At 27.2% G+C, this 26,353-nt stretch carries 17 protein-coding genes and 1 tRNA gene; 8 read left to right on the top strand and 10 right to left on the bottom strand.

The features are described from left to right. Together ACPB8Q_RS07210 and ACPB8Q_RS07205 are read left to right on the top strand one after the other, a co-directional pair. Complete coding sequence (locus ACPB8Q_RS07210) at positions 1–690, top strand: ABC transporter ATP-binding protein (protein ID WP_423792502.1); 690 nt, start codon at positions 1–3, stop codon at positions 688–690. A 4-nt stretch (positions 691–694) separates the two neighbouring features. Further along, positions 695–1,792: an ABC transporter permease gene (locus tag ACPB8Q_RS07205; protein WP_423792501.1), complete on the top strand. Its 1,098-nt coding sequence runs from the start codon at positions 695–697 to the stop codon at positions 1,790–1,792. Here the strand turns inward: ACPB8Q_RS07205 and ACPB8Q_RS07200 are convergent. From ACPB8Q_RS07200 to ACPB8Q_RS07185, 4 genes are read right to left on the bottom strand one after another with little or no spacing between them, the layout of a single operon-like run. Then, positions 1,789–3,297: a helicase HerA-like domain-containing protein gene (locus tag ACPB8Q_RS07200; RefSeq protein WP_423792500.1), complete on the bottom strand. Its 1,509-nt coding sequence runs from the start codon at positions 3,295–3,297 to the stop codon at positions 1,789–1,791. The two genes, ACPB8Q_RS07205 and ACPB8Q_RS07200, sit on opposite strands and share 4 nt — an antisense overlap. Further along, positions 3,266–3,700, bottom strand: coding sequence for an RNA-binding domain-containing protein (locus tag ACPB8Q_RS07195; protein WP_423792499.1), 435 nt, complete (start codon positions 3,698–3,700; stop codon positions 3,266–3,268). Before ACPB8Q_RS07195 ends, ACPB8Q_RS07200 begins: the two co-directional genes overlap by 32 nt. A gap of 12 nt (positions 3,701–3,712) precedes the next feature. Continuing rightward, a complete protein-coding gene (locus tag ACPB8Q_RS07190) occupies positions 3,713–5,701 on the bottom strand; it encodes an ATP-binding protein (RefSeq protein ID WP_423792498.1) in 1,989 nt (662 codons plus the stop codon). Continuing rightward, on the bottom strand, positions 5,688–6,887 hold the full coding sequence (locus ACPB8Q_RS07185) for an NAD(P)-binding protein (protein ID WP_423792497.1): 1,200 nt from the start codon (positions 6,885–6,887) through the stop codon (positions 5,688–5,690). Before ACPB8Q_RS07185 ends, ACPB8Q_RS07190 begins: the two co-directional genes overlap by 14 nt. Positions 6,888–7,007: 120 nt before the next feature. Here ACPB8Q_RS07185 and ACPB8Q_RS07180 point away from each other — a divergent pair, with 120 nt between their 5' ends. Further along, positions 7,008–7,775, top strand: a complete 768-nt coding sequence (locus ACPB8Q_RS07180) for a 4Fe-4S binding protein (RefSeq protein WP_423792496.1) — start codon at positions 7,008–7,010, stop codon at positions 7,773–7,775. A gap of 63 nt (positions 7,776–7,838) precedes the next feature. Here the strand turns inward: ACPB8Q_RS07180 and ACPB8Q_RS07175 are convergent. After that, a tRNA-Met gene (locus tag ACPB8Q_RS07175) sits at positions 7,839–7,948 on the bottom strand. A 79-nt stretch (positions 7,949–8,027) separates the two neighbouring features. On the opposite strand from ACPB8Q_RS07175, the gene ACPB8Q_RS07170 reads away from it, so the two are divergent. Together ACPB8Q_RS07170 and ACPB8Q_RS07165 are read left to right on the top strand one after the other, a co-directional pair. Continuing rightward, positions 8,028–8,843, top strand: coding sequence for a hypothetical protein (locus ACPB8Q_RS07170; RefSeq protein WP_423792495.1), 816 nt, complete (start codon positions 8,028–8,030; stop codon positions 8,841–8,843). Beyond that, positions 8,840–9,355, top strand: coding sequence for a hypothetical protein (locus ACPB8Q_RS07165; RefSeq protein WP_423792494.1), 516 nt, complete (start codon positions 8,840–8,842; stop codon positions 9,353–9,355). The genes ACPB8Q_RS07170 and ACPB8Q_RS07165 overlap by 4 nt, the downstream gene beginning before the upstream one ends. Here the strand turns inward: ACPB8Q_RS07165 and ACPB8Q_RS07160 are convergent. Next, complete coding sequence (locus tag ACPB8Q_RS07160; protein ID WP_423792493.1) at positions 9,349–10,956, bottom strand: tRNA uridine(34) 5-carboxymethylaminomethyl modification radical SAM/GNAT enzyme Elp3; 1,608 nt, start codon at positions 10,954–10,956, stop codon at positions 9,349–9,351. The genes ACPB8Q_RS07165 and ACPB8Q_RS07160 overlap by 7 nt on opposite strands. Before the next feature lie 2 nt (positions 10,957–10,958). Beyond that, positions 10,959–11,579: an L-threonylcarbamoyladenylate synthase gene (locus ACPB8Q_RS07155; protein WP_423792492.1), complete on the bottom strand. Its 621-nt coding sequence runs from the start codon at positions 11,577–11,579 to the stop codon at positions 10,959–10,961. Between the two features lie 222 nt (positions 11,580–11,801). Between ACPB8Q_RS07155 and ACPB8Q_RS07150 the strand changes: the two genes are divergently transcribed. The 3 genes from ACPB8Q_RS07150 (at position 11,802) to leuS (ending at position 22,950) form a co-directional block, all read left to right on the top strand. Continuing rightward, positions 11,802–19,364, top strand: a complete 7,563-nt coding sequence (locus ACPB8Q_RS07150) for a NosD domain-containing protein (protein WP_423792491.1) — start codon at positions 11,802–11,804, stop codon at positions 19,362–19,364. Positions 19,365–19,494: 130 nt separating this feature from the next. Further along, entirely contained in the window at positions 19,495–20,169 is a 675-nt protein-coding gene (locus tag ACPB8Q_RS07145) for a hypothetical protein (protein ID WP_423792490.1), read from the top strand. 3 nt (positions 20,170–20,172) lie between these two features. Beyond that, on the top strand, positions 20,173–22,950 hold the full coding sequence (leuS, locus tag ACPB8Q_RS07140) for a leucine--tRNA ligase (RefSeq protein WP_423792489.1): 2,778 nt from the start codon (positions 20,173–20,175) through the stop codon (positions 22,948–22,950). Positions 22,951–22,995: 45 nt separating this feature from the next. Here leuS and ACPB8Q_RS07135 read toward each other — a convergent pair whose 3' ends face one another. From ACPB8Q_RS07135 to ACPB8Q_RS07125, 3 genes are all read right to left on the bottom strand, one after another. Next, complete coding sequence (locus tag ACPB8Q_RS07135; RefSeq protein WP_423792488.1) at positions 22,996–24,162, bottom strand: ABC transporter substrate-binding protein; 1,167 nt, start codon at positions 24,160–24,162, stop codon at positions 22,996–22,998. A gap of 82 nt (positions 24,163–24,244) precedes the next feature. Further along, a complete protein-coding gene (locus ACPB8Q_RS07130) occupies positions 24,245–25,303 on the bottom strand; it encodes a FecCD family ABC transporter permease (protein ID WP_423792487.1) in 1,059 nt (352 codons plus the stop codon). After that, a complete protein-coding gene (locus tag ACPB8Q_RS07125; RefSeq protein ID WP_423792486.1) occupies positions 25,296–26,351 on the bottom strand; it encodes a FecCD family ABC transporter permease in 1,056 nt (351 codons plus the stop codon). The genes ACPB8Q_RS07130 and ACPB8Q_RS07125 overlap by 8 nt, the downstream gene beginning before the upstream one ends. Positions 26,352–26,353 lie beyond the last annotated feature (2 nt).

The raw sequence follows: 26,353 nt of genomic DNA, 5'->3' as shown, positions 1-26,353 counted from the left end.
ATGATAGAACTCAAAAATGTAACAAAAACTTATAAAATGGGAGAAGAAACTATTTATGCTCTAAAAAATGTAAATCTAAAAATAAAAAAAGGGGAATTTGTCTCAATTATGGGTCCTTCTGGTAGTGGGAAATCAACAATGTTAAATATAATTGGATGTTTGGACAAACCAACTGAAGGAGAGGTTTATATTGATAATATACTGATAAATAAATTGGATGATGATGAATTAACAAAAATTAGGAGGGATAAAATTGGTTTTGTCTTTCAACAGTTCAATTTAATTCCTGTATTAACTGCATTGGAAAATGTTGAGCTTCCTTTAATATTTAAATATAGAAATTCAATGAGTAAAGAAGAAAGAAAAAAGAGAGCATTAGAATGTTTAAAAATGGCTGAGTTAGATGAGAGATTTGCTAACCATAGACCAAATCAACTAAGTGGAGGGCAACAGCAAAGAGTAGCAATAGCAAGGGCATTAGCAAACAATCCACCAATTATCTTGGCAGATGAACCAACTGGGGCATTAGATAGCAAAACAGGAGAAAAAATAATGAAATTATTAAAAAAATTAAATGAAAGTGGAAAAACTATTGTTGTTGTGACTCATGACATAAATGTTGCCAAATTTGGAGATAGGATAATTTATTTAAAAGATGGAGAAATTGAAAAAGAAGAATATTTAAAGTGAGTTTATGTATATAGAATTAGCTAAGAGAAATTTAAAAAGACATTTATTAAGAAGTATTTTAGCTTTGTTAGGTATAGTTATTGGAGTAGCTGCTATAACAACATTAGGAATTTTAGGAGAAAGTGTAAAAACAGCTGTTAATAACAACTTGGGTAATGTAGCAAACTACATAATAATATTTCCTAATTTTGTATCTGGCTATGAATATTTTGATAAATCTGATTTACTAAAACTTAGAGGTATAAATGGAGTTGTAATTCCAATGTATGAAAGATATGACAATATCTATTTAGTTGGGAAGAATAGATATTTATCTGTTAGAGTATTTGGAATAAATAAGAATGATATAAAATATACAAATTTGAATGTAAGAATTTCAGACACAACTTTAGCTGTTGATAACTATTTATCAGAAATAGGGGATATTAAAAAAGATGATATTATAAAAATTAGAGATATAAAATTTAGAGTATCTGGAATATTCAACAGTTCTTTTATTGTTCCTCAAAATTCAATAGTATTAACAGAAAAGACATACAAAAGATTGTATAATCCAAAAGGATATACAAGAATTGTTGTATATGTTAAAGATATAAATAAGATGGAAGAAGTTGAAAAAGAGATAGATAGTATTTTAAATAAAAGAAAAAAGAAAGCTATAATTATATCATTAAAAAATATAGTTGAAAATATTAAAGAGGCAATATCTAAGATATCTTATTTTATTATTGCCATTGGAGCTATTTCTTTATTAGTTGCTGGAATAGGGATAGGAAATGTTATGTTAATGAGTGTAATTGAGAGAACAAAAGAAATAGGAATTATGAGAAGTATAGGAGCATCAAAGTTAGATATTTTAATATTATTTTTATTAGAAGCAGGTATTTTAGGGTTTATTGGCTCTGTTGTTGGTGTTATTATCAGCTTAATAATAAGTTATTTTGTCTCAGTTTATTTATTAAAAGTTTCTTTACCATTATCCTCAATATTATATATTATTATAGGAATCATCTTTGGAGTTTTAACATCTTTATTATCCTCTCTATATCCTGCTTATAAAGCTACAAAAGTAGAACCAATAAAAGCCCTAAGAAATGATTAAAAGTCATCATCACCAAAAATATTATCATCAAAATCCTTTTTTTCCTCTTCTCTACTCCATAATTTAACTAAATCTAAATCTTCTCCTCCCCTTTCTCCATCAAATTCATCAATCTTTACCAAAGCTGGGACTTTAACACATGGCCCTAAAATAATAGCTTCTCCAATATTTAAACTTGTTAATTGTTTCATTAAATCATCACTTAAAGCTTCTGAAGCTGCTTGGACATGTTTTTGGTCAGATGGTTCTATTAACTTAGAGATTATTAAATTGGAGCATTGGGAAAGAACATCAGCATCTAATCCTTTTGGTCTTTGGCTAACTAAACATAATCCAACTCCAAATTTTCTACCTTCTCTTGCTATCCTTCCCAAATATCTTTTTGCTTCTGTATCTCTATTCTTTGGAACTATTAAATGAGCTTCTTCAAATATTAAAAATATTGGCTTTGCAAGTTCCCTATTTTCAATAATTAACTCTTTTCTACTATCCAATATAGATTTAGATAGATAAGATACAACAACATCCACCTCATACTCATCCAAAGATTCTAATGGTAAGATATTAACATGATGCTCTTTAATATCTTTAACAGGATTATAGTTTATTGTAAGTATTTTCTTCTTAAAGTGTTTCATATGCTCAATTCTGAATATAGCCGTTTGAATACTACTCTTATCCTTTTCATTTTCATCTAAATATCTCTCTAAAACACTTATTATTTCATCTAAATACTCTTCAACATTTGCAAAATCACTTTGTTTTTTATTATTTTTAACTTCATGGATAGCTTTTTGCACATAAGGTCTTTGTTTAGTTGCTTGCCTATCTATTCCAGCTAAGTCACAAAATCTTTCATCATCAATTTCATAAACATTAATTTTTGGATGAATTATATTTATTGGAATTTTTTGAGAATTACACTTTATATTTACATATTCTCCATGCATGTCAAAAACTAAAATTGTAGCTCTTAATTTTGAAAGTTCTTTTAATAGTATTGAGACAGTATTTGACTTTCCCATTCCAGTCATAGCTAATATAGCCAAATGTCTTGAACATAATTTATTGACATCTAATTTAACCTCAATATCTTCCCTTGTTATTAAATGGCCAATTTTTATATGACCATTACCAAAAACTCTCTTTAATGTTTCTTTATCAGCTAAGTATATAGGGGTTCCTGGCTCTGGAGGAATTCTTGGTAATTTTAAATTTTCAATATCTCCAAGAACTTTTATTTTTCCTTTTATATAGTATGTGTCATTTACAAAATCTTTTATTTTTTCTAAGTACTCTACATCAGATACTCCATCCAAAGCTCTACTTCCCAGTATTGTGCTCTCAACCATTCCTAAAATTTTGTTGTCATTATAATTTATAATAACATAATCTCCTACTTTTGGAGGTTTTTTTGCTAAGAAAGATAGTTCATCAACTCTTGTCTCACCAAATACATATCCAATAACATCATTATTGTTCAAAAATTTCACCTTCTTCCTCATCTTCTTCAACTATAATTTTACCATGCTTAGTTCTTGGAGCAATATCCTTAATTATCTTTTTAATATCTTCATTCTCATCAGCAACAATTTTAACAAAGATACCTCCATGTGTATCTATATCAAAATTAATATTATTAACATAAGCAGCTTGTTTATTCAAATAGAAGGTAGTTGAATTACCTCTTAAATTCTCTTCTAATATCATTCTTGCAGTATCTAAAATTGCCTGCCTCCTAATCATTTCTTTAAATTTGTTCAAGTTTGATGTTTCTCCTTCTAAAATTATTAACTCTTCTTCTTTTTTACCCTCTAATTTTATATTAGGAAAGATATTTTTAACAGCTTTAATAACTTTATTTTTATTTTCAGTTGGTTTAACTTTTGTTTTTATATACACTTTCATTCTTATCTCCTCTTATAATATTCTATATCTTCCAGGTTTTGGTTCATCAATATCTCCATACTTTATTAATTTTTTAATAATGTTTTCAACTTCTACTCTATCTAAACCTTTTTTTTCAGCTAATTGAGCAATATCTTCAAACTCAACCATTTCAAATTTCTCATTTAATTCTTTAATTATATCATAGACTATCATTAACTTATCTCTTTCTTTCTTAGACACTCCAAGTATTTTATCAACATCAAACATTCCTGTTTCTGGGTCATAAGCAATTTCTCTTAAACATTCTGTTATAATCTTTATTGCTTCTCTTGCATCTTCTTCCTCAACAATATCTTTTAATTTTGCCTTTGCATGAGCTTCAGCTAACCTAATAGCTGCTTCTAATTGTCTTGCTGTTATTTGATGTTTTTCTCTCATTTCTAAATAATACTTAATTAATAAATTTTTTGCTTCCTCACCAATAATTGGATTTTTTTCTCTTGCATAGAAAATATATTTTATAATAAAATCTTTATCTACTTTTACTCCATCCACTTCTATATAATCTAAACCTATCTTTCTATTGATTACTTCATCTAAATATGCTCTATGCAAATCTACAATATACTCTGCTATTTTTTTATCTTTATCTTTATCTGACTCATCCTTTATAGGAAAAATTAAATCAAACCTACTTAATAGAGGTGCTGGTATATTTATCTGCTCGGCAACACTCTTTTCTGGGTCAAATCTACCCCATTTTGGATTACATGCAGCTAAAATTGCACATTCTGCTGGAAGTTTTGCATTAATTCCTCCTTTGCTTATATGAATTGTTTGACTCTCCATAGCCTCTAAAACATAACTTTGAATGTCTTTATTGACAGTTAGTTCATCAATACATGCTGTTCCTTTATTTGCTTTAACCAACAATCCAGGTTTTACTACCCACATATCTTCTCCTAATTCAGTCCTCTCTTTCACAACAGCAGCAGTTAATCCCACTCCTGTTGCAGTAGTAACAGAACCATAAATGTTTCCTGGAATTTCAGCTATTTTTCTTAAAATAACTGTCTTTCCAATTCCTGGGTCAGTTATTAATAAAATATGTATATCTGCTCTTTTTCCAGGCTTCTTTACACCTTTAATTTGTTGTAAGAAAACAGCTTTTTTTATAGCAGAATGTCCTTTAATCTCTGGAATTAATCTATCTGATAAAATATCAATAATATCCTTCCTTTTTGAAAGTTTTTTTATATTTTCTATATCTTTATCTTTAAGTTTTATTTTTATTTCTCCTTCCAATAACTCATAACCATAAGCTTTTATATATATTTCATAAATAGGTAATTTTTTACTTTTCTTTACTTTTATTGGGACACCAACAATTTTTAATCTTCCTGCATAAATTCCAGGACTATCTTCTAAGAATACAGTTATAAATTTTGGTGGCTCATCAGGATTATCCATCAAATCTAATGGCTGCTGAATTTTTAGCTCTTGAAAATCTACAAAAATAGATTTTTCTTCAATTAATTTAGCTTCCTCTCCACAACATATAACTTTTTTCTCACTAAATAAATCAATATCTTCATAAAATGTTTTACCACATTTCTCACATATAAAAAAACCTGTCTTTAATATTGGCTTTATTTTAGTGGCAGTAGTTATTATTCCCTCAAATTCTATTAATCTACTAACATATCTACTCTTAATATCTTCAATCCTAAACTCTCTATTTTTAATTGTTTTAAAAATTTTTGGGAGATTTTTTACACCAATATATATATTCTCAGGATAGTATCCTTTTGTTAGGTATATTGCCTCTTTAAAATATTCTTTTAATAACTTCACATATTCAGGATTGTATATAATTTCTTCCACAACTTCCATAAATCCAAAATTATACATATCATTTAAATCAATCATTACAATATCATTTTCCTTTATAATATCCTCCAAATACTTATTTTTTAGATAATTTATAATAAAATCTTTAAATTCTTCAATTTTTGCCATATTTTTTCACAATATGGTTATAAACTTTTAGCACTCCCATTGCTATTCCTTCAACTTCAATTCCTCCAGAAGGTTTAGCTCCATCTCCAACTAAATAAAATCTGTCACTGATAATATTATTTATTGATATTCCACTTTTAACATAATTTACTGGCCATCCATCAAAATAACTTTGTATTAGTAAAATTTTATAGTCAATATCTTTGAATAATCTTTCTATATCTTCTAAACCTAAATCAATCTCTTTTTTGATATTTTTTGAAAGTAGAGCTTGATGTGTCATTACTAAATGCCAACCTTCTGGAGCTAAGGATTTATCTACATTTGTGACTTGATTTAGTCCATTAACTCTTTCACATTCAGGAGTAAATAGAACACCTCCATGTTTAATAATTCCTTTTTTTGTGGCAATATTTATTTTAATTCCTCCAGCAGGCTCAACATCTTTATTCAAAAATTTAATATTACAAATTTCTTGTGTTTTTTGAGGTGATATATTACTTATAACAATATCAAACTCCTCATCATCTATATATCCTTTATCTTCCTCTATTTCAATACTTTTAACTTCATACTCTTTAACTATCTCTCCTCCACTGTTTAAAATTATTCTTTCTAATTCATCAATAACCTTCTTACAGCCTCCTATTGGGATTCCTGGACCTCCAAACTTATGATAGTTATCCATAATATTAAGTATTTCACTTAAAGGAACATCATAAGGAGATAAAGATAAACTCCATCCAGTAAATGCCCTACCAATTTTTAGAGCTAAATCTATATCTTCTAAAAACTCTCCAAAAGATATATTTTTATTTACATTCTTTAATTTTAATTTAGTTGCTAAGTTGATAGCTTTAAGTTTATCTTTTGCATTTAGAATTGAGAATAACTCATTATATAAATATTCCTTTCCATTTATTAAGAATGTGCCATCTGGATTAGAATCAACTATGTTAACATTTGCACCAACTTTTTTTAAAATATTTGCTAAGTATCCTCTACTTCCATGAGGTATCATATGTAAAGCTCCAGTTGTTAATTTAAATCCATCATAGTCAAAATGTGTAAATCTCCCTCCAATAAATGGAAGTTGCTCATAGATTTTAACTGAAAAACCATCTTTTGCTAATAAACCTCCTATTAAAAGTCCTCCTAATCCACATCCAACAATACCAACCTTCAAGTTATATCACCACATAAAAATTTATTAAACAATATAATGATAATTATACAATAAAATAACATAATAATATCAACTTTAAAATATCTAATTTAAAATATCTAATACTTGGGAGGGATTATTTTGATTAGAATTGAAAAAAGTTTAAAAGAATTTTTAGAAAATTTTGAAGATTTTAATTATAGCTATGAATATCTATCTCAAATAGCTCATAAACTAACTCCAATAAAATATAAAGAAATATATATAAATGAATCCAAATGTGTTAGATGTAATTTATGCTATTACTCTTGCCCAATAAATGCAATAGAAAAAGCAAAAATTAAAAATCCTGCTAAAATAAAAGAAAACTGTGTTAAATGTGAAATTTGTGCTCAAAGTTGTCCAGTAAATGCTATTTATGTTATAGAAGGAGAAGGAAAGATTGAAAATGATAAAGTAATATATACAATTGATGAAAAGAAAGTGCCACATAGAGTAGTAAGATTAAAAAACTATTATATTGATTTAGATAAATGTGTAAAATGTGGAATATGTGAAAGATTTTGTCCTACAAAAGCTATAAAAGTTGAAAGAAGAAAGAGTTTTAATATTAATTTAGATTTGTGTATTGGCTGTGGAGCTTGTCAAGAAGTATGTCCAAGAAAAGTAATTAAAGTTGAGAGATACTTAGGAGAGATAATAAAAACTAAAGATATTGAAGTTGATAAAAGTTTATGTGTTGGTTGTTTTGTATGTATGGAAGTTTGTCCAGTTAATGCAATAGAACAAGATTTAGATAATAAGATAAAAATATTAAAAGATAAATGTATATATTGTGGAAAATGTACAGAAGTTTGTCCAACAAGTGCTATAAATCTTTTTGAAATATCTAAGTTTGAAAAAGAATAAAAGAATTATAATAACCAAAAAATAAAAATGAAAAAAATAATAAAAAAATAAAATATTACTAAATGGTGCCGAGGGGGGGATTCGAACCCCCGACCTCCCGGTTTCCCAGGAGCCCAGCTTAGCGCTGGAAATCCGTATGAGCCGGGCGCTATAACCAGCTAAGCCACCTCGGCACGATTAAAATTAAAAAGTAGAAATGATATATAAACTTTTCGCCATTTTTATTTAAATCTGTAAATTAAGTGATAATTTATGTTATCTAAAAGAGGTTATGTTTTTACTATGGAGGCAGTTATAGCAGCATCTATGGTAATAATGATATTTTTTATAGTATATCATTTCTCAAATTATAATTTGTTATCATCCTTAGAAACAAAAAAGGATATAGAAAAATTTCATAAAGCTGAGTTAATAAAAGACTACTTTATTAAAAAATACTCATTCCCAGGAGAATATGAAGAAGATTATTTAACCTTTGCAAGAACTTTACCAATATCTGAGAGAACTTTTGACCCAATAAACAACTTTACAGATAAAAATATTATGTTTATAATTCACCCAAATAGTTATGATTCTATGTTTAATATTAATCCAAATTTAAATTTATCTAACATTACTGTCCCTAATAATTTCACTATATATTCAAATGTATATGTATTATATAATCCTCCTAAAAATATAATATCAGGAGATAAGATTTACTTTAATGAAATGTTGTATATTCCAAAAATTACAGAAAAGATTGTAAATAACAATAGTTTAAAACTTTATGGATGTGAAGGAGATAGGATATACTTTAATTTAGATAAAAAAGCTGTTTCAACATATGCAAAAGCTTTGAATAATGAAACAGCCATATTTAAAGTTAATGGGGAATTATATTCAAAAAACCTAACAACAGAATTTAGAAAAATAGATATTACTCCAAGTTTAAAAAATGGGGTAAATAAAATAGAAATTTTAAAAAGTCCTTATCCTATAGAGTTTGAAATAAATACTAATGAATCAACAACATTTTACTTTGTAACTCTCTCTCCAAGAAATGTAACTATTATTGTGGGACAATGATAAACAGTATAGACATATTTTTAGGAACTATAATACTACTAATTGGATTTACATATTGGAGTATAAATTTATCAGAATATAATAACAACTATGTGTATTCTGTTAAAGAAGATTATAAGCTATCAAAAGCCATAGAAACTTTAAAAACTTTAGCAGATGATGGAACATTGGAAAATGCTGTCCTTCTCTATTATTTTGGAGAAGTTAATACTTCAAAACATTTATTAGAGGAAAAAATAAACTTAGATAGATATATGGTTAAGATAGATGGGCATATGCTAATAAATAAATCTTATGTAAATAATGGAGATAGGTATGTTGTAGCTGTTTTAGTGTTGAATAGAAGTGAAGGATGGTATGTAATTTATGGAAACTACTCAACAATAAAAATATCAAAAAATAGATATTTAGATTTTGATGAAGCACTCAATGAGTACTCTAACTACACAATACACATGCCAGTTTATCTCTCTAAAAATATATCTGTGTCAAGAGTTGTACTATACTATTGAAGTTCTTTTTTCATATACGCTCCTTCTAATTCATAACCTAATTTTCTATAATATTCTCTTACTCCAATACCACTTGTTATTAATAGTTTTTTAGCATCAAACTCTTCCTTAGCTATCCTCTCAGCTTCTTCTAACAACTTTCTACCATATCCTTTATGTTGCCAAGTTATCTCTTTTATATCTTTTGTTAGTGGCTTTTCTTGCCCAAAGACATGTAGTTGTCTAACTAATAAAGTTCTATCATCAATCTCTTTTCTAAATGGTTTATATGGAACTCTTAACCTTAAAAATCCTATTAGAATATCATTTTTAACATCTTCATAAGATAAGAATATTTCAACTCCTCCAGATGCTTCATAATCCTCTCTACATAATTTTATATTTTCTATTTCAGGAGTAATTCCTTTCTTATACATTACATGACCTACTTCCCTACATCTTATACATCTACATTTTATACCTTTCTTTTCTAAATATTTATAAACTAACTCTCCTAAATTACTTTTTTTAACACCATCAACTATAACTGTTGCAGGGATATCTCTCTGTATCCTTGAAGTTCTAACCCATTTAGGCATTATAGATTTTGCATAAGCTATAACTTCTATTGCTTCCTCTTCTCTATATGGTTTAAATAATCCTTTTTTATAAAGTTCATAAAGTTCAGTTCCTTCTATAACTAAACAAGGATATATCTTTACCATATCAGGCATAAAGTCAGGATTTGTAAAGATTTCTTTAAACATCTCTTTATCTTTGTCAATATCACTTCCTGGAAGGCCTGGCATTAAATGATAAGATACCTTTAACCCAGAATCTTTTAAAAGTTGAGTAGCTCTTATAGTGTCTTCAACAGTGTGCCCTCTCTTACAAAACTCTAAAATCTCATTGTAGATAGTTTGAACTCCTAACTCTACTCTTGTTGTTCCCAATTTTAGCATTTGATTAATCTCTTTCTCTCCACAAATATCTGGCCTTGTTTCTATACATAAAGCAACACATCTATGTTTAGCTCTCTCATTTAATTTTTTAGCTTCTTCTAAATCTCTACTTATTTTTTCATTTAATGCATCTAAACATCCTTTTATAAACCAATCTTGATATTCTATATCTCTTGCTGGGAAGGTTCCTCCCATAATAATTAACTCTACTTTATCAGTTGGATGTCCTATTTTTTCTAACTGTTCTATTCTTGCTTTAGTTTGTTCATAAGGATTAAAATTAAACATTAGACCTCTCATAGTAGCTGGCTCTCTTCCAGTATAACTTTGAGGCACATCTCCAAATACACTATTTTTTCCTCCTGGGCAGAAAATACATTTTCCATGAGGACACTTCTCAGGAGAAGTCATTACAGCAACAACAGCAACTCCTGATAATGTTCTAACAGGCTTTTTTCTTAAAATAGGAATTAATATTTTTTTTTCTTCTTCTGTTGCATACTCTAAAATTTCAGATGCTGATGGATGTCCTATCCCAATTCTATATTTTCTTAAACATTCTGATTTTATTTGTTCTATTCTCTTTTTATCTACTTTCTTCCCTTCTTTAACTTCTTTTAAAATTTTTTCTATAATGCATCTAATAACTTTCTCTTTCATAATCATCCTTGTTTTATTATCTTTAAAATTTTATTAAATGGAATAGCTCCCTCTCTTAATAACTCTATATTATTATCTAAAACCCTTACTACTGTTGATGGTTTTTTGTATTTACACTCTCCTATATCTATTATATAATCAACTTTCTCTAAAACCTCATTATCTATATCTTCAACCTTATAAGCTGGTTCATTTCCAGAGATATTTGCTGATGTAGTTGTAAGAGGAACTACACATAACTCTCTCATAATATTTTCATCAGGAACTCTAATTCCAATATATTCCTTAGCAACTATATCAGGAATTATAGGTTTTTTCTTTAATACAATTGTTAAAGGTCCTGGAAGTAAGGAAAACAATTTTTTAGCTAAGTCATTTATGTGTGCATATTTTTCAATTTCATTTATATCTCTTAAACAGATAGACATAGGTTTATTGAAATCTCTTTTTTTAATCTCATATACCCTTTTAACAGCATTCTCATCTAAGGCATTAGCAGATATTCCATATACTGTATCTGTCCCACAAATAATAATTTTTCCTCTTAAAATTTCTTTTTTTATGTTATTAATAACTTCTTTTCTTTTATCATCATTTAGTTCATAAATCTTTATTATTTCCATATATCTCCCTTAAATATGATTAAAAACTTCTGTTTTATATTAGTTTTTAATAGCATTTTAATAATTATATATAAATATTTAAATTTAATAATTATATATAAATATTTAAATATGCATTATTTGAGTTGAATAGTAATTTATATATAGGACTTCATAAAAAGAATTTATTGTTATTTTTTAATATTTTACTTTAAAATTGTAAAGTGATAATGGTGATAAGTAATGAAGAAGTATCTTTCGGTATTGCTAACAATATTGGCTTTAAGTATTGGATTAGGAAGTGTATGTGGAGAAACTTATATAAATCAACTACCATACACAATAAATGAAAGCGGATATTATATATTGAATACTTCATGTGAAAATCTAACAACAACAGCAATAACAATAGATGCAGATAATGTTGTATTGGATGGTAATGGAAAGGTTTTGGATGGAGACGGTTCATGGGATGGAATCTATATATATAAACACAAAAACATTATAATAAAGAATTTAATAATTCAAGAATTTGGTTTTGGAATACAACTTGCAGGGACTTCTGATATCACAATAACCAATATAAATACTTCAAATTGTGGTGATGGTATTTACATTGAAGATTTTTCTAATAACAACACAATAATAAACAACATATTTGAAAACTGCGGATTAGATATTTGTGGTTCATACAATAACATAGTAGAAAACAACACATTTGAAAACTGCGGATTAGATATTTGTGCATATAATAACATAGTAGAAAACAATACTGTAAATGGAAAACCATTGGTTTATTTAGAAAATAAAGAAAATGTTGTAATAGATAGTTCATATAATCCGGGACAAGTTATAGCAATAAACTGTAATAATATAACTGTAAAAGATATTGAATTGTACAATACATCCGTTGGAGTAGAGTTTTCCAATGTATCAAATAGTATAATAACAAATGTAAATGCTTATAATGATTGTGAGGGAATCTCTCTTTGGAGTTCAACCAACAACACAATAGCAAATGTAAATGCTTTAAATAATAATTTTGGAATCTCCCTTGGTAGTTCAACTAATAACACAATAATAAATGTAAATGCTTCATATAATAATGAGGATGGAATTTGTCTTGAAATTTCATCTAACAACAATACAATCTACCTAAACAACTTAATAAACAACACAAATAATATCTATATTGTTGATTCCGAAAACAATATATTCCACTCACCAACACCAATAAACTACACATACAACGGAAAAACATACACAAACTACTTAGGAAACTACTACTCTGACTATAATGGAACAGATAATGATGGAGATGGAATTGGAGATACTCTATACAACAACATTGATGATTATCCATTAATTAAGCCAGTTGAAAACTACATAATAAATGGAATTGCAAATACAACAGAAGAAGAAAATAAAACAGTAAAATACATCAACACACTACCATACACAATAAATGAAAGCGGTTATTATATCTTAAATACTTTATGTAATGATTTAATAGGGACAGCAATAACAATAGATGCGGATAATGTTGTATTAGATGGAAATGGAATGGTTTTAGATGGGTCTGGGAGCAGTTCAGGTGTAGGGATTTACTCACATAATCATAAAAACATTACAATAAAGAATTTTAATATTAAAGAATTTTGTTTTGGAATACAACTTGCAGGGACTTCTGATAGCACAATAACTAATATAAATACTTCAAATTGTTATAGTGGACTTTACATTGAAGAGTTTTCTAATAATAACACAATAGCTAACATAATCGCAACGAATAATGATTGGGGAATATCTCTTGTTATATCATACAATAATACAATAGAAAATGTAACTTCTTCAAATAACTACGGCTGGGCTGGAATATCTCTTTGGCAATCTTCATATAATAAAATAATTAATGCAAATGTTTCAGATAATAGTCAGAATGGTATAGGTCTTGATAATTCTCATAATAATATAATAACAAATGTAGTTACTTCAAATAATAAAGGAGATAGTGGAATTGATCTTTGGCAGTCATCTAACAATACCGTATTTTATGCAAATGTTTTGAATAATAAATATGGAATCTATCTTGACAATAACTCTAATAAAAACATAATATATTTAAGCAATATAATAAACAACAGTGATGGCAATATTTGTATTAGAGATTCACAAAATAACATATTCCACTCACCAACACCAATAAACTACACATACAACGGAAAAACATACACAAACTACTTAGGAAACTACTACTCTGACTATAATGGAACAGATAATGATGGAGATGGAATTGGAGATACTCCATACAACAACATTGATGATTATCCATTAATTAAGCCAGTTGAAAACTACATAATAAATGGAATTGCAAATACAACAGAAAATGTATCAAATCAGCAATCTAATCTTTACAAAATATACTCTAATGACAAATATGCAGTATATAGTGATTTAAAGAATACATCTTATTTTGTAGATGAATTGGCTAATACTACTTTATGGTCTTACAAAACTGGCTACGTTTATTCTGCTAAGATTTATTCAAAGTATGTTGTAATTGGTAGTAGTAATATGTTGTATGTTTTTAATGTAAATGGTAGTTTGTTGTGGAATTATTCAATGGAATATCCTGTTACTACAGTCGATGTTAATGATAGGTTTGTAGTTGCAGGTTCAGCAACTAGATTATATGTATTTACTATAGATGGAAAGTTAATATGGTCTAAAGATGTGAATGAAAACAATACATCTACAAATACAAATAATGAAACTAACAACACTTTATTAACTAAACCGCATATAAGTGCTATATCTATAGATAATATAGATAATACAACCTCTATAATCTATGTAAATGGAGGATATATATCAATAACAATTATTGAAAATAATTCTATAAAAGAAAAGGATTATACTTTTAATGATACTATTTTCAAAATACTGTCTTATATTCCAAATCAAACTAAAAATGAAAGTATTGAAAATAAAACTAAAATTCAAGGTTACTTTATAGCTGCAGGAGAGAAAAATATATACCTCTTTGATTTAAATGGTAATCTAATATATACCTTCCCATCTGATGTTAATGATGTATTTACTGCAATTGCAATTTATAAAGATTATCTATTATCAGGTACTTTCAAGGGATATGTTTATGTGCATTCATTATTATATGGAACTCTCTTCAAAAAATATTATATTGGAATTACTGTAGTCAACATATCCGGATATTCTGATAATTGTGGAGATTGGATATTAGTTAATTGCAGTGATAACTCCACTTACAAGTTACTAATAAATGTTACGAATGTTAGTATTCTAAGACCTGATTTGGCGATTAATTTAAATAAAAAACTTATACCAAATGTATTACTATATAATCATAGTTTAGAATTTAATTTTACCGTTGAAAATAAAAATGCAAATTTATCCGAATACTTACTTCCTACATATGTTGCTATATTCGAAAATGATAAACTTCTGTCCAAAATAGAAATTAATGATACAAATTTCCCAAAAACATTTTATTACAATTATACCCCAAAGAAAATTGGTGAAGTTACAATTAAATTAATCGTTGATTATGGAAACTATGTAATTGAAGAAAATGAGAGCAATAATGTTGTTTCATTTAATATATTTGTTGCTAAGGGTATAAAATACATCAACAAATTACCATACACAATAAATGAAAGTGGTTATTATTATATATTGAATACTTCTTGCACTGACTTGAATAAGACAGCTATTACAATAGATGCAGACAATGTTATATTGGATGGTAATGAGAAGGTTTTAGATGGGAATTATAGAGATTTTTCTTATGGAGTTTATGTTAAAAACCATAAAAATGTCACAATAAAGAATTTGACTGTTAAGGAGTTTGATAGGGGAATCTACCTTGAATATTCAACCAACAACACAATAACAAATGTAAATGTTTCTGATAATATATATGGAATATACCTTAGTGATTCGTCTAATAATATAATAGAATATACATATATTTTTGACAATAGTGATGGAATTCATTTATATAAGTCATCCAACAACATAATAACAAATGTAAATACCTTGAATAATAATAATGGAATCTACATTTATTGTTCATCTAATAACACAATAAAATATGTAAATTCTCTGGATAACAATAGGGGTGGAGTGCTTATCGAGGATTCAAATAATATATCAATCTTAAGAAATCATATATCAGGGCATGTAGGTTTCTCAATTAAAGACTCCAAAAATATTAGTATATACCTTAATGACATTAATTACGATACAAATGAAATTGATGATATTTCTTCAGTAATACTCCATACACCAGAGATAGTAGAATATGAATTAAACACACCATGGGAAAAAGAACATTCTTATGGATATTTAGGTAATTATTGGGATTCAAATAATCCAGATTATGAAGATAAACTATGTAAAGCTGATAAATACAAGTTAAGGACTTATAATAAATATTATATTATTTTGAAAACACTACCTCTTGAAGAAGCACTGGCAAAAAATTACGATACATTTAAAGAAATTTCAAACTGGTTCAAAAATGAAAAAGATAATATGGAATATAGCCAAGATGTGTTGAATCTTCTATCAGATACAGCCTCAGTATATGATAGGTTGAAAGAATATACATATCCTAATATATTAGACTTCAATGTACTTCTCTTAAAAAGTATGGACTTCATACTATTAGGGACTAAAGAAACTATTGAAAATACTGGAGAATTTAAATTAACTGATGAAAATATATATAATTTAACTATATTTTTAGATTCAATCCCAAATAATATAAATATCTCTTGGAAAGATATCGAAATTAAAAGAGTAAGTAACGACTATTACAAGGTTTATGATAAAAATAACAATATATGGTTCGATATTAAGAAAGAGAAAGATAACTACAGTATTATAACTAATTTTACCAAATCAATTTATAATGGAGAATATTATACAAACTACAGTTACTCTCCAAAAATAACTATATTAATTCCAGAAGTAGTAATACTATCTTCTTCAGAAAATAAATATTATAAGATGATAACTTCTTCATCAAGTGATTATTACACAAAAATTAATGGCAAACAATTACATTATAGTGGAAAATCTGGCGAATTAGAAATTACTCCGTTGTTTTTCAATTTAAAGTTAGGAGGTAAGTTGGATCTGGGTTTTGCGAGTGTTAATGGAAACTTGATAGATATAACAGTATTACCTATTGAAAGTAGATTAAAATCAGGTATGAGTGTAGAACTTGAAGCTGAGAAGGCTATTGTTAAAGATCTTATAAAGTTATCAGGTAGTGCCGAGGAGTTCGTTGGTGTAGAGGGGAATTTTAATGATCCAGTTCAAATAATTGTATTAACTTGCTCGACAAGTTTATACACAATATATGAGAGCATTCCTATTAAACTTCCATTTGTGGGTAATATAGCAAAAGCTGCACAAGTAAAAGTAATTTCATTAATTCCTCCCGAACATAGAAAAGATACGTATTTAATGACGGACTTTGATACTTCTGTAGGAGTTTCATTAAACCTCAGTAGTTGTTTAAATGATATAATAAATATACCAGGACTTGGAGCATCAGGCTCAATTGGTTCTGATTTTGTAATAAAACAGAATGTATATCCAAAATTAGACCCTAATTATAATTTTGTAGTATCTCATGATGTAAGTATTAATGGAGACATTACTGATGAAATGGAATATGAGAAAAAATTGGCAGATATATTTAGTAAGACAATGAACTTTAGTAAGACAATGAACTTTATAATTGATGAGATAGTTAGTAGACTAAGTGTTAATGCAAAACTTACATCAGGATCTTCAGCAACATACACATTTATAGGATATGAAATTTCTGACCCAGTAAATACTACTATGCCTTATGCATTTAATGTAACATACTTAGGAGATATTAACTATAACTACACTAAATTAGGATTAAAATATGTAATATTCTCAAATGTTACGGATAACTTCTCATTAATGCCAGTACTTTCTGCAAATAATACAATAGTTGCTGCTCAGAAGTATAATATTACTTTGAATAAAGGAGAAAATATTGTAACACTAAATATTACAGGACAATACATATCCTTCTACAACTATACTGGTAATTACACCGTTGGATTAATCATATTGAAAGGAGAAGCTCCAGTTTACTATAACTTTACATTAGGATATACCAAATCTTATGACAGTGAAAAATTCAGAGAAGTAAGTGTAAATGTTACAATAATTCCAAAATGTGTAGATGAAGATAGTAATGGCTTATACGACTACATAAATGTAACAATAATCTGCTATCCAGATAATGTAACAATAGAGCCAATGCTATTCGGTAAATATTATGGTTCAGTCATATACTATAATCCAATTAATATTAGCAATAATACTGGAAACCTCATCATTAGAGGTTATTACATTAAAAAACTTGGTGGAAATTTCTCACTTAATCTATATGTAATTAAAAATAACACACTGTTATCCACAGTAAGTAAAGATATTTATATAGACCCAAGCAAATTTGAATCTGTGTTGCCTACAATCATCTCATACAGGTCATACTTAGAAAATGATACTCCAACAATAGAATTTAAGGTAAAGAATGTTAAAGATGTACCATTAAACCTAAGCCTCTTGTATATCGACTTAGATTATAAAGTAGGTATCTACTCTGATAAAACCAGAGGAACGGTAACAAATGTCTCTGATGAATATGTTACAATGACTGTACACATTCCAAAAAGTCTGTTCATTCTAAGTGACTGCAACACTACAGAATTCTCAGTAGCTTTAAAATACAACGGAACTACATTAGATTATTTAAAAGATAAAGACGCCAACTTTAGCATAATTCCGGGAATAGATATAGAGAATGTTTCTATTAGATATTTAAAGGACTATAATTACTTACAATGTAACTTTAGTTATACTACAATAAAACCAGGTAATTTAACCTTCATAATTACATTTGATTCTGGAAACATTTCAATTAAAAAATATGTGGCTAATAATAATAGTTCGTTAATATCAACTGGAATATTCGTTGACTATGACCTTAAAAAGCAGTTATATGAAAATAATTTGACAGTAGGTATTTATGGGTACATCAATGATGTCTTTGAAGGGTATAAAATAATGAGTATAAATATAACCAACTACTTTACCAATACAACAACTAACGTAACAACTACTAATGAAACAACAACCCCAACACCTACATATCACATAACCAATACAACAACTAACGTAACAACTACTAATGAAACAACAACCCCAACACCTACATATCACATATCACATTCACACCCAGTAAGTTTAAGATACACAGATGTGGCTAAGGATATAGAATCATTTAATATCAAAAAAATCGTCCATAATGCAAAAATAATAGTAGGTTCAGAGATAGATAAGGATTTATCAGCAAAATCTCTAAAAGATACATGTGAGTTAATAAATAAACCATTAGAAATAAAAGATGACAGTATCTTAATAGGAGGACCAGTAGCAAACCCACTAACTAAAAAATATATGGATAAGTTCCCAGTTAAGATTAGCAATGAATATCCTGGTAAAAATAAAGGAGTTATTGAAGCTATAAAATTAAAAGTTAAAGTCGATGAAAATATTTATAGAGATGCAACAGTTATCCTATTAGCAGGTTCCGATAGATGGGGAACAAAAGCAGCAGTAGAATACTTCAAAACCTTAGACGATATCCCAGACAAGCCAATATTCGTAGAATGGAAAAATGGAAAGGCTGTTAAAATAGAAAAACCTTAAACTTCTCTACTTTTTTATTTTTTAATTTAGTTTATTCTATATTTACAAATAATATGAATTATTCTAAGATTTTTCTTGAATAAGACAAAAAAGATAATATTATATAATAAGTTAAAGAATATTAAGAGTTATGTTAGGAGTCGCAACAAAATTGAGTCAAATTAATATAAATGAGCTTATAGAACTAAATAGATTCATAAGTAAAAATTTTAGTTACCATGTAATAGATGCTGAGATAAATATTTTAACTGATGAAGAGATTTTAGATAATTTAAAAAATGCTGTTTTAACTGTTCAAAGTAAAAGGAAAGATGTTTTTGAAATTTTAGATATATATAGTTCTTATGATTTTGATGTATGTATTGTTTTAGGAAATAAATACTATTTATCAGATGAAGAGAGAAAATTAAGCAAATTTAGAATTTTGGATGTTATTGAAAAATGCTTAAATATATTTGATAAATTATGGATAGGTGTTGAAGGAGTAGAAGATATAGTTAAAGATGTTGTTGAGGAATATAATTTAATAGCTTTTTATTTATATGGTTATAACTGTGAAATTAATTCTAAAAAAGCTATTTATTTACCTTTTGTATCAAAAATTAACAATAGCATTTTAAAGATAATGAATAGCTATTTAAGTAGAAGAAAAAACTATTCTGGAAATTGGGAAAGATATATACTTCCTTTAAATAATTTAGAAAGAATAAAAGATATAAAAAATAAAAATGATATTATTGTTGGTTATCCATTAAGTCAAAGTATTGATGAGATTATAAAATTTAAATCAATTTTTGAGGGATAAAATATGATAAATTTTCATGAGATAGAAAAAAAATGGCAAGAGAGATGGGAAAAAGCCAAAATTTTTGAAGCTAATCCAGATGATAGAGAGAAGTTTTTTATAACTGCTGCATTTCCATATTTAAATGGAGTTTTACATGCAGGTCATTTAAGGACTTTTACAATTCCTGAGGTTGTGGCAAGATATCAAAGAATGAAGGGAAAAAATGTCCTATGGACTTTTGGTTATCATGTAACAGGAACTCCTATTTTAGGTTTAGCAGAGCTAATAAAAAAGAGAGATGAGAAAACTATATGGGCATATACTAACTTACATAATATTCCAGAAGAAGAGCTTATAAAGTTAGATACTCCTGAGAAAATTGTAGAATATTTCTCTAAATTAGCTGATGAAGCATTTAAGAGAATGGGATTTAGCTTAGATAATAGAAGAAAATTTACAACAAATGATGAAACTTTTAAAAAGTTCATAACCTGGCAGTTCTATAAGCTATATGAAAAGGGATTAATTGTTAAAGGTTCTCATCCAGTTAGATATTGTTTAAGATGTGATAATCCTGTAGAAGACCATGATATTTTAATTGGAGAGGAGGCAACAATTGTAGAATACATTTTAATTAAATTTAAATTAGGGGATTCTTACTTATTAGCTGCAACTTTAAGACCAGAGACAGTTTTTGGAGTAGTTAATATTTGGATAAATCCTAATGAAGATTATATAAAAGCTAAGGTTTATGATGAAGATAAAAAAACAGAAGAAATTTGGATTATATCAAAAAAAGTAGCTGAAAAATTAAAATATCAAAATAAAAAAATAGAAATATTAGAGGAGTTTAAAGGAGAATCTCTTTTAAACAAAAAGGCCTTAAACTTAGTTACCAATAGAGAAGTCCCTATACTTCCAGCTGAGTTTGTGGATGTTAATGTAGGGACTGGAATTGTTATGTCTGTCCCAGCTCATGCTCCTTATGACTACATAGCTTTAAAAGATTTAAATAAATTAGATGAAGTGGGAATAATTTCATTAATAAAAGTTCCTAACTACTCTGAATATCCTGCTAAGGATGTTGTTGAAAAACTGAATATTAAAAATCAAAAGGATAAAGAAAAGTTAGAAGAAGCTACTAAAATAGTATATAAAACTGAATTCCACAAAGGAATTTTAAATGAAAACTGTGGAGAATACAAAGGTTTAGCTGTTAGAGAGGCAAAGGACAAAATTGCAGAAGATTTGATAAACAAAGGAATTGCTACAATTATGTATGAGTTAAGTGAGAGAGTAGTATGTAGATGTGGTAGTGAGTGTGTTGTTAAATTAGTAAAAGGACAATGGTTTATAAAGTATTCTGATAAAAAATGGAAAGAATTAGCTCATAAATGTGTAGATAGAATGAACTTTATTCCAGAGAATTTAAGAAAGATATTCCATGAAAAAATTGACTGGATGAAAGATAAAGCATGTGTTAGAAGGAGAGGGTTAGGAACTAAGTTTCCATTTGATGTGAATTGGATAATTGAATCTCTTTCAGATTCAACTATATATCCAGCTTATTACACAATAGCTAAATATATAAATGAATATAATATACCTCCTGAAAGCTTAACCTTGGAGTTGTTTGACTACATATTTTTAGGAAAAGGAGATTTAGATGATGTTAGCAAAAAATCTAATTTAGATAAGGAAATAATAGAAAAGATGAGAGAGGAGTTTATCTACTACTATCCAGTAGATTGGAGATGTTCAGCTAAGGATTTAATTTCAAACCACTTAACATTTTATATATTCAACCATGTTGCTATCTTTCCAGAGGAGTTTTGGCCTAAGGGAATAGTTGTTAATGGTTATGTAACTATTGAAGGTAAAAAACTTTCTAAATCAAAGGGTCCATTACTTCCTATTTTAGAGGTAGCTGAAAAGTATGGAGCTGATGTGGGAAGATTCTACATAACAACTGAGGCAGAACTTCCACAAGATTTAGATATTAAGTTTAAAGGTTTAGAAAATACAAAAAAATTCTTAGAGAGAGTCTATTTAACAGTTAAAGAAATAAAAGAAATGAAAGAAAGTAAAGAAAATGAATTTATAGATAAATGGCTTTTAAGTGTTCTATATTCAGATTTAAAGAAATATATTGAGTATATGGAAAACTTTGAAATGAGAAAAGCTGGATTAATAATTTATAAGTTGTTTGATGATTTGAGATGGTATAAAAGAAGAGGAGGAGACAATAAAGAAATATTAATAGAATTTATTGAAGTATTAATAAAGATGTTGGCTCCATTTACTCCACACTTAGCAGAAGAAATGTGGGAAATGTTAGGAAAAAAAGAATTTGTATCCATATCAAAATTCCCAGAGGTTAAAGAAATTGATGAAAACCTTATAATTGCTGAGGAGTATATAAAAAGTTTGATTAATGATATTAAAGAAATAATTAATGTTGCTAAGATAACACCTAAGAAAATATATATTTACACTGCAGAAGATTGGAAATGTGAAGTATGCAATATAATAAATCAACATAAAGACAAAAATATAAGAGAAATAATGAAAATAATAATGCAAAATCCAGAATTTAGAAAGAAGGGTAAAGAAATATCTAAATTAATTCTTCAACTAATAAAAATGAATATAAAGGCTATTGATGAGATTAAAGTTTTAGAAAATGCAAAAGAGTTCTTAGAAAAAGAGTTTAATTGTGAAATAATAATAAATGGAGAAGATAAAGGAAACAAAAAGAAATTAGCTATTCCAATGAAGCCAGCTATCTATATTAAATAGAAAATTAATCAAAATTTTTAATATTTTTAAATAAAAAATTAGGATTTATTGAATCTTATAGAAATATTTTAAACTACCATTTCCAAAAACCTCTGGATGTATCATTTTTGCAAAATCTAACATATATCCAGCAGGGTCTATATTTTCATATATGTAATATTTTGGATTTGAAACATAGAATCTACCATTTTTGAAAGCTTTAAACTTTTCAATTGGAATATCTGGAAATTCTTTTTTAAATTCTTCTAAGTTTGTCACATTTGTATTGTAGTAGTTAATCATTATTACAACATCAGCATTTATTGCTTTTTCATAGAAAATTTCTTTATCTAAATATTGGGTTTTATAATCTCCAAAGATATTATTACCTTTAAATTCTACTATAAGCTCATTGTAGTATTTATCATTACCATATACTAATGGCATATTTCTATACTTTGACCAGCTAAATATAACAACAGTAGGTTTATATTTTACATCTTTAAGTTTATTTGTAATATTTTCTTTTGTTTTAACTACGTTATTAAACCATTTTTCAGCTTTTTTGTAGGCATTGCTTCCCCAAAATGCAGCAGCAAATTTTACCCATTCAATTCTACCTAAATATGTTGGTTCTTTATATGTATAATATCTTGAAACTGTAATTCCAAGCTCTTTTAATTTTTCTTCTACTTTATCCTCACTTGGCCAATCTGATAAAAATACTATATCTGGTGATAAGTTTGCAATTATTTCATAATTTACTCCCTTGGTAGGACTGCCAATATCTACAACTTTCTTTTCTTTATATAACTCTGAAAGTTTTGGAGAATCTTTTATTGCATATTTTGGAGCTCCAACTATTGTATTATGATATGAATTTAATATATCTGCAGTAGCTATTATTGGACAATAAAAGTCAGTAACTATTCTCTTTACAGGAACATGAATGATTTTTGCATTAGATATATTAAAGGCTATATTGGAGTTGTTACCTTCAAGTAATATAAACTTGTTACCCTCTGAGTCAATAACTACACAATATCCATTATCCCAATTAGGATATAATTTAAAATATTTTGCATATTCAACAACATTTTCTAATGAATTTAATGACACTAACTTTTTTGTATGTTCTGTTGCTGAACTTTTATTCTCATTGACTCCATTTATACATCCTGCAACTATAATAGAAGCAATTATCATTAAAATTATAAAATACATCTTTTTCATAATATCACCAATAATTGTGGCTATCAAATATGAAGAATTATTATATTATTAATAATTTGGTAGTATTTAAAATTTAGCTTATTTAAGAAATAATTATTTTCTTTTCACCTTTATAAACCAAATACACAACTAACAATCCACCTAATATATCTAAAACAGATGCAATTGGTAAAGGAGAGCCATATTTTTTTATTCCAAAAATATAAGAAAATAGCACATAATATTTTAACGAGATAAGGTAACATACAATCATTAATATAACTCCTAAAAGCATTGTTGTTGGCACTAAATATCTATTATCTGAAGTTTTTATTAAAGGCCTTGCTAAGTATGGAGCAATTAGTCCAACAAAGGGAATTAAGCCCACATATGGAATTATTGAACCTGTTATAAAAGATGCAAAAAATAATATTAGAATTCTAGTCTTTTTTATATCCAATCCAAAACTTTTAGCATAATTTTCTCCAAATAATAATGCATTTAAAGATTTTATTAGAAATATAACTCCAACAATAAATATAACTGTACAAATGACCATTGGAACTATATCATTTAATGTTATTTTAGACAATGACCCAATTGAAAATTCCCAGTATTCATGAACTTTTAACTCCTCAGCATTGGCAATAAGATATGACCTTACTCCTAAAAATAAATAACTGAGTAGTAAGGAAACAATTATAATATCATTTGTGCTTCTAACTCTTAAAGCAATAATAATTAATAAAATCATTGAGAATACTCCACCACACCATCCAGCAACTAAAATAAAATTATTTCCAAAAATTAGTTTGAGTATATGAGATAAAGAATCTATAAATATAACTATTGCAACAACCATTAAAACTCCAGAAGATATGCCAGTTGTATATGGAGACACTAACAAATTTCTAAATAATATTTGTAACATTAAACCAGCAGTAGATAATGTTAGTCCAATGAGAATAGCCCCAATTATTGGTGGTAATCTAATATCCTTTATTATAAAATCTTTAAACTCATTACCTGTAGTTCCTTTTAATATAAAATTAACAATATCATTGAAGGAGATATATCCAGTATTTCCACTATAATATAATGCAAAAATAGGCAATATTAGTGAAAATATCAACAAAATTAGAATAGTTTTAATTCTATTCATTTATAGTCCCTTTTCTTGTTTTTAGATATATAAAAATAGCAATTGGAGCTCCAACAATTGACAATGGACAAAGTAAGGGTAATGGATTTGATGATAATGGAATTAAAACTCCAGGTCTTGTTAATATATCTGCAAAAACTAAAAATATTGCTCCTAAAAGCATAGCTATTGGAATTACATAGACATGTTTTGAAGTTCCACAAATTAATCTTGCAATTATAGGACATATTACTCCAATAAATGCAATAGGTCCTGTAAAAGCAACAACTGTTGCAGTTAAAATACAAGATAGAATAATTAGCCATTTTCTTAAATATTTTGTATCAATACCAACACTTAATGCATAGTATTCTCCTAATAAATAGGCATCTAATTTTTTTGATAAGAAAATATAGGTTATTACAGAAACTGGAAAAATTATTATAGCCATTAATATTATCATATCCCATGTTAAATTACTTACTGAACCCATTTCCCATACTAAATAGCTTGATAAATTATGATTCTCTCCACTAAAATAGCTATTCAAATATATAACAATTGTAGTAAGCCCTGAAACTACTGCTCCAATCATTAATCCACAAATTAATAATGTTGAGAGTTGTTTAACAATCTTTGCAATATTTATTACAATATACATTGTTATTATAGAACCAATATATGCTGAAATGATAAAACCATATATATTGTGTGGAATTCCAAATTTAAAAAGTGTGCTGGTAAATATATATAGAACAGTTCCTAATGATGCTCCACTGGCAACTCCCATTAAATAAGGGTCTGCTAATGGATTTCTAAAATATCCTTGCATTAAAACACCAGCTAATGCAATAGCCATTCCAGCAGTTATTGCTCCAATAGTTCTTGGTAATCTTAATATACCTATTATTTTATCTTTAATAATGTTTCCAGTAGTACCTTTTAATAGATAGTTAAATAATTCTCCACTTTTTATAGGAATAGTACCTAATAATATACTATAAATTGAAAGTATAACCAGCACAATATTTAGAATTATTAGCAATACTATGTATCTTTTGAATTTCATAA

This window comes from Methanocaldococcus indicus, assembly GCF_049554935.1.
Lineage (GTDB): Archaea > AGJL01 > Methanococci > Methanococcales > Methanocaldococcaceae > Methanocaldococcus > Methanocaldococcus indicus.
The sequence above is the reverse complement of the archived record's forward strand: the minus strand, read 5'-3'. Positions and strand labels throughout refer to the sequence as shown.

Bases quoted from the DNA above. Each gene is read 5' to 3' on its own strand.
- ACPB8Q_RS07135 (WP_423792488.1), bottom strand. From the start codon at position 24,162: ATGAAAAAGATGTATTTTATAATTTTAATGATAATTGCTTCTATTATA.
- ACPB8Q_RS07160 (WP_423792493.1), bottom strand. From the start codon at position 10,956: ATGAAAGAGAAAGTTATTAGATGCATTATAGAAAAAATTTTAAAAGAA.
- ACPB8Q_RS07165 (WP_423792494.1), top strand. From the start codon at position 8,840: ATGATAAACAGTATAGACATATTTTTAGGAACTATAATACTACTAATT.
- ACPB8Q_RS07210 (WP_423792502.1), top strand. From the start codon at position 1: ATGATAGAACTCAAAAATGTAACAAAAACTTATAAAATGGGAGAAGAA.
- leuS (WP_423792489.1), top strand. From the start codon at position 20,173: ATGATAAATTTTCATGAGATAGAAAAAAAATGGCAAGAGAGATGGGAA.
- ACPB8Q_RS07145 (WP_423792490.1), top strand. From the start codon at position 19,495: ATGTTAGGAGTCGCAACAAAATTGAGTCAAATTAATATAAATGAGCTT.
- ACPB8Q_RS07130 (WP_423792487.1), bottom strand. From the start codon at position 25,303: ATGAATAGAATTAAAACTATTCTAATTTTGTTGATATTTTCACTAATA.
- ACPB8Q_RS07195 (WP_423792499.1), bottom strand. From the start codon at position 3,700: ATGAAAGTGTATATAAAAACAAAAGTTAAACCAACTGAAAATAAAAAT.
- ACPB8Q_RS07170 (WP_423792495.1), top strand. From the start codon at position 8,028: ATGTTATCTAAAAGAGGTTATGTTTTTACTATGGAGGCAGTTATAGCA.
- ACPB8Q_RS07155 (WP_423792492.1), bottom strand. From the start codon at position 11,579: ATGGAAATAATAAAGATTTATGAACTAAATGATGATAAAAGAAAAGAA.
- ACPB8Q_RS07125 (WP_423792486.1), bottom strand. From the start codon at position 26,351: ATGAAATTCAAAAGATACATAGTATTGCTAATAATTCTAAATATTGTG.
- ACPB8Q_RS07205 (WP_423792501.1), top strand. From the start codon at position 695: ATGTATATAGAATTAGCTAAGAGAAATTTAAAAAGACATTTATTAAGA.
- ACPB8Q_RS07200 (WP_423792500.1), bottom strand. From the start codon at position 3,297: ATGAGGAAGAAGGTGAAATTTTTGAACAATAATGATGTTATTGGATAT.
- ACPB8Q_RS07190 (WP_423792498.1), bottom strand. From the start codon at position 5,701: ATGGCAAAAATTGAAGAATTTAAAGATTTTATTATAAATTATCTAAAA.
- ACPB8Q_RS07150 (WP_423792491.1), top strand. From the start codon at position 11,802: ATGAAGAAGTATCTTTCGGTATTGCTAACAATATTGGCTTTAAGTATT.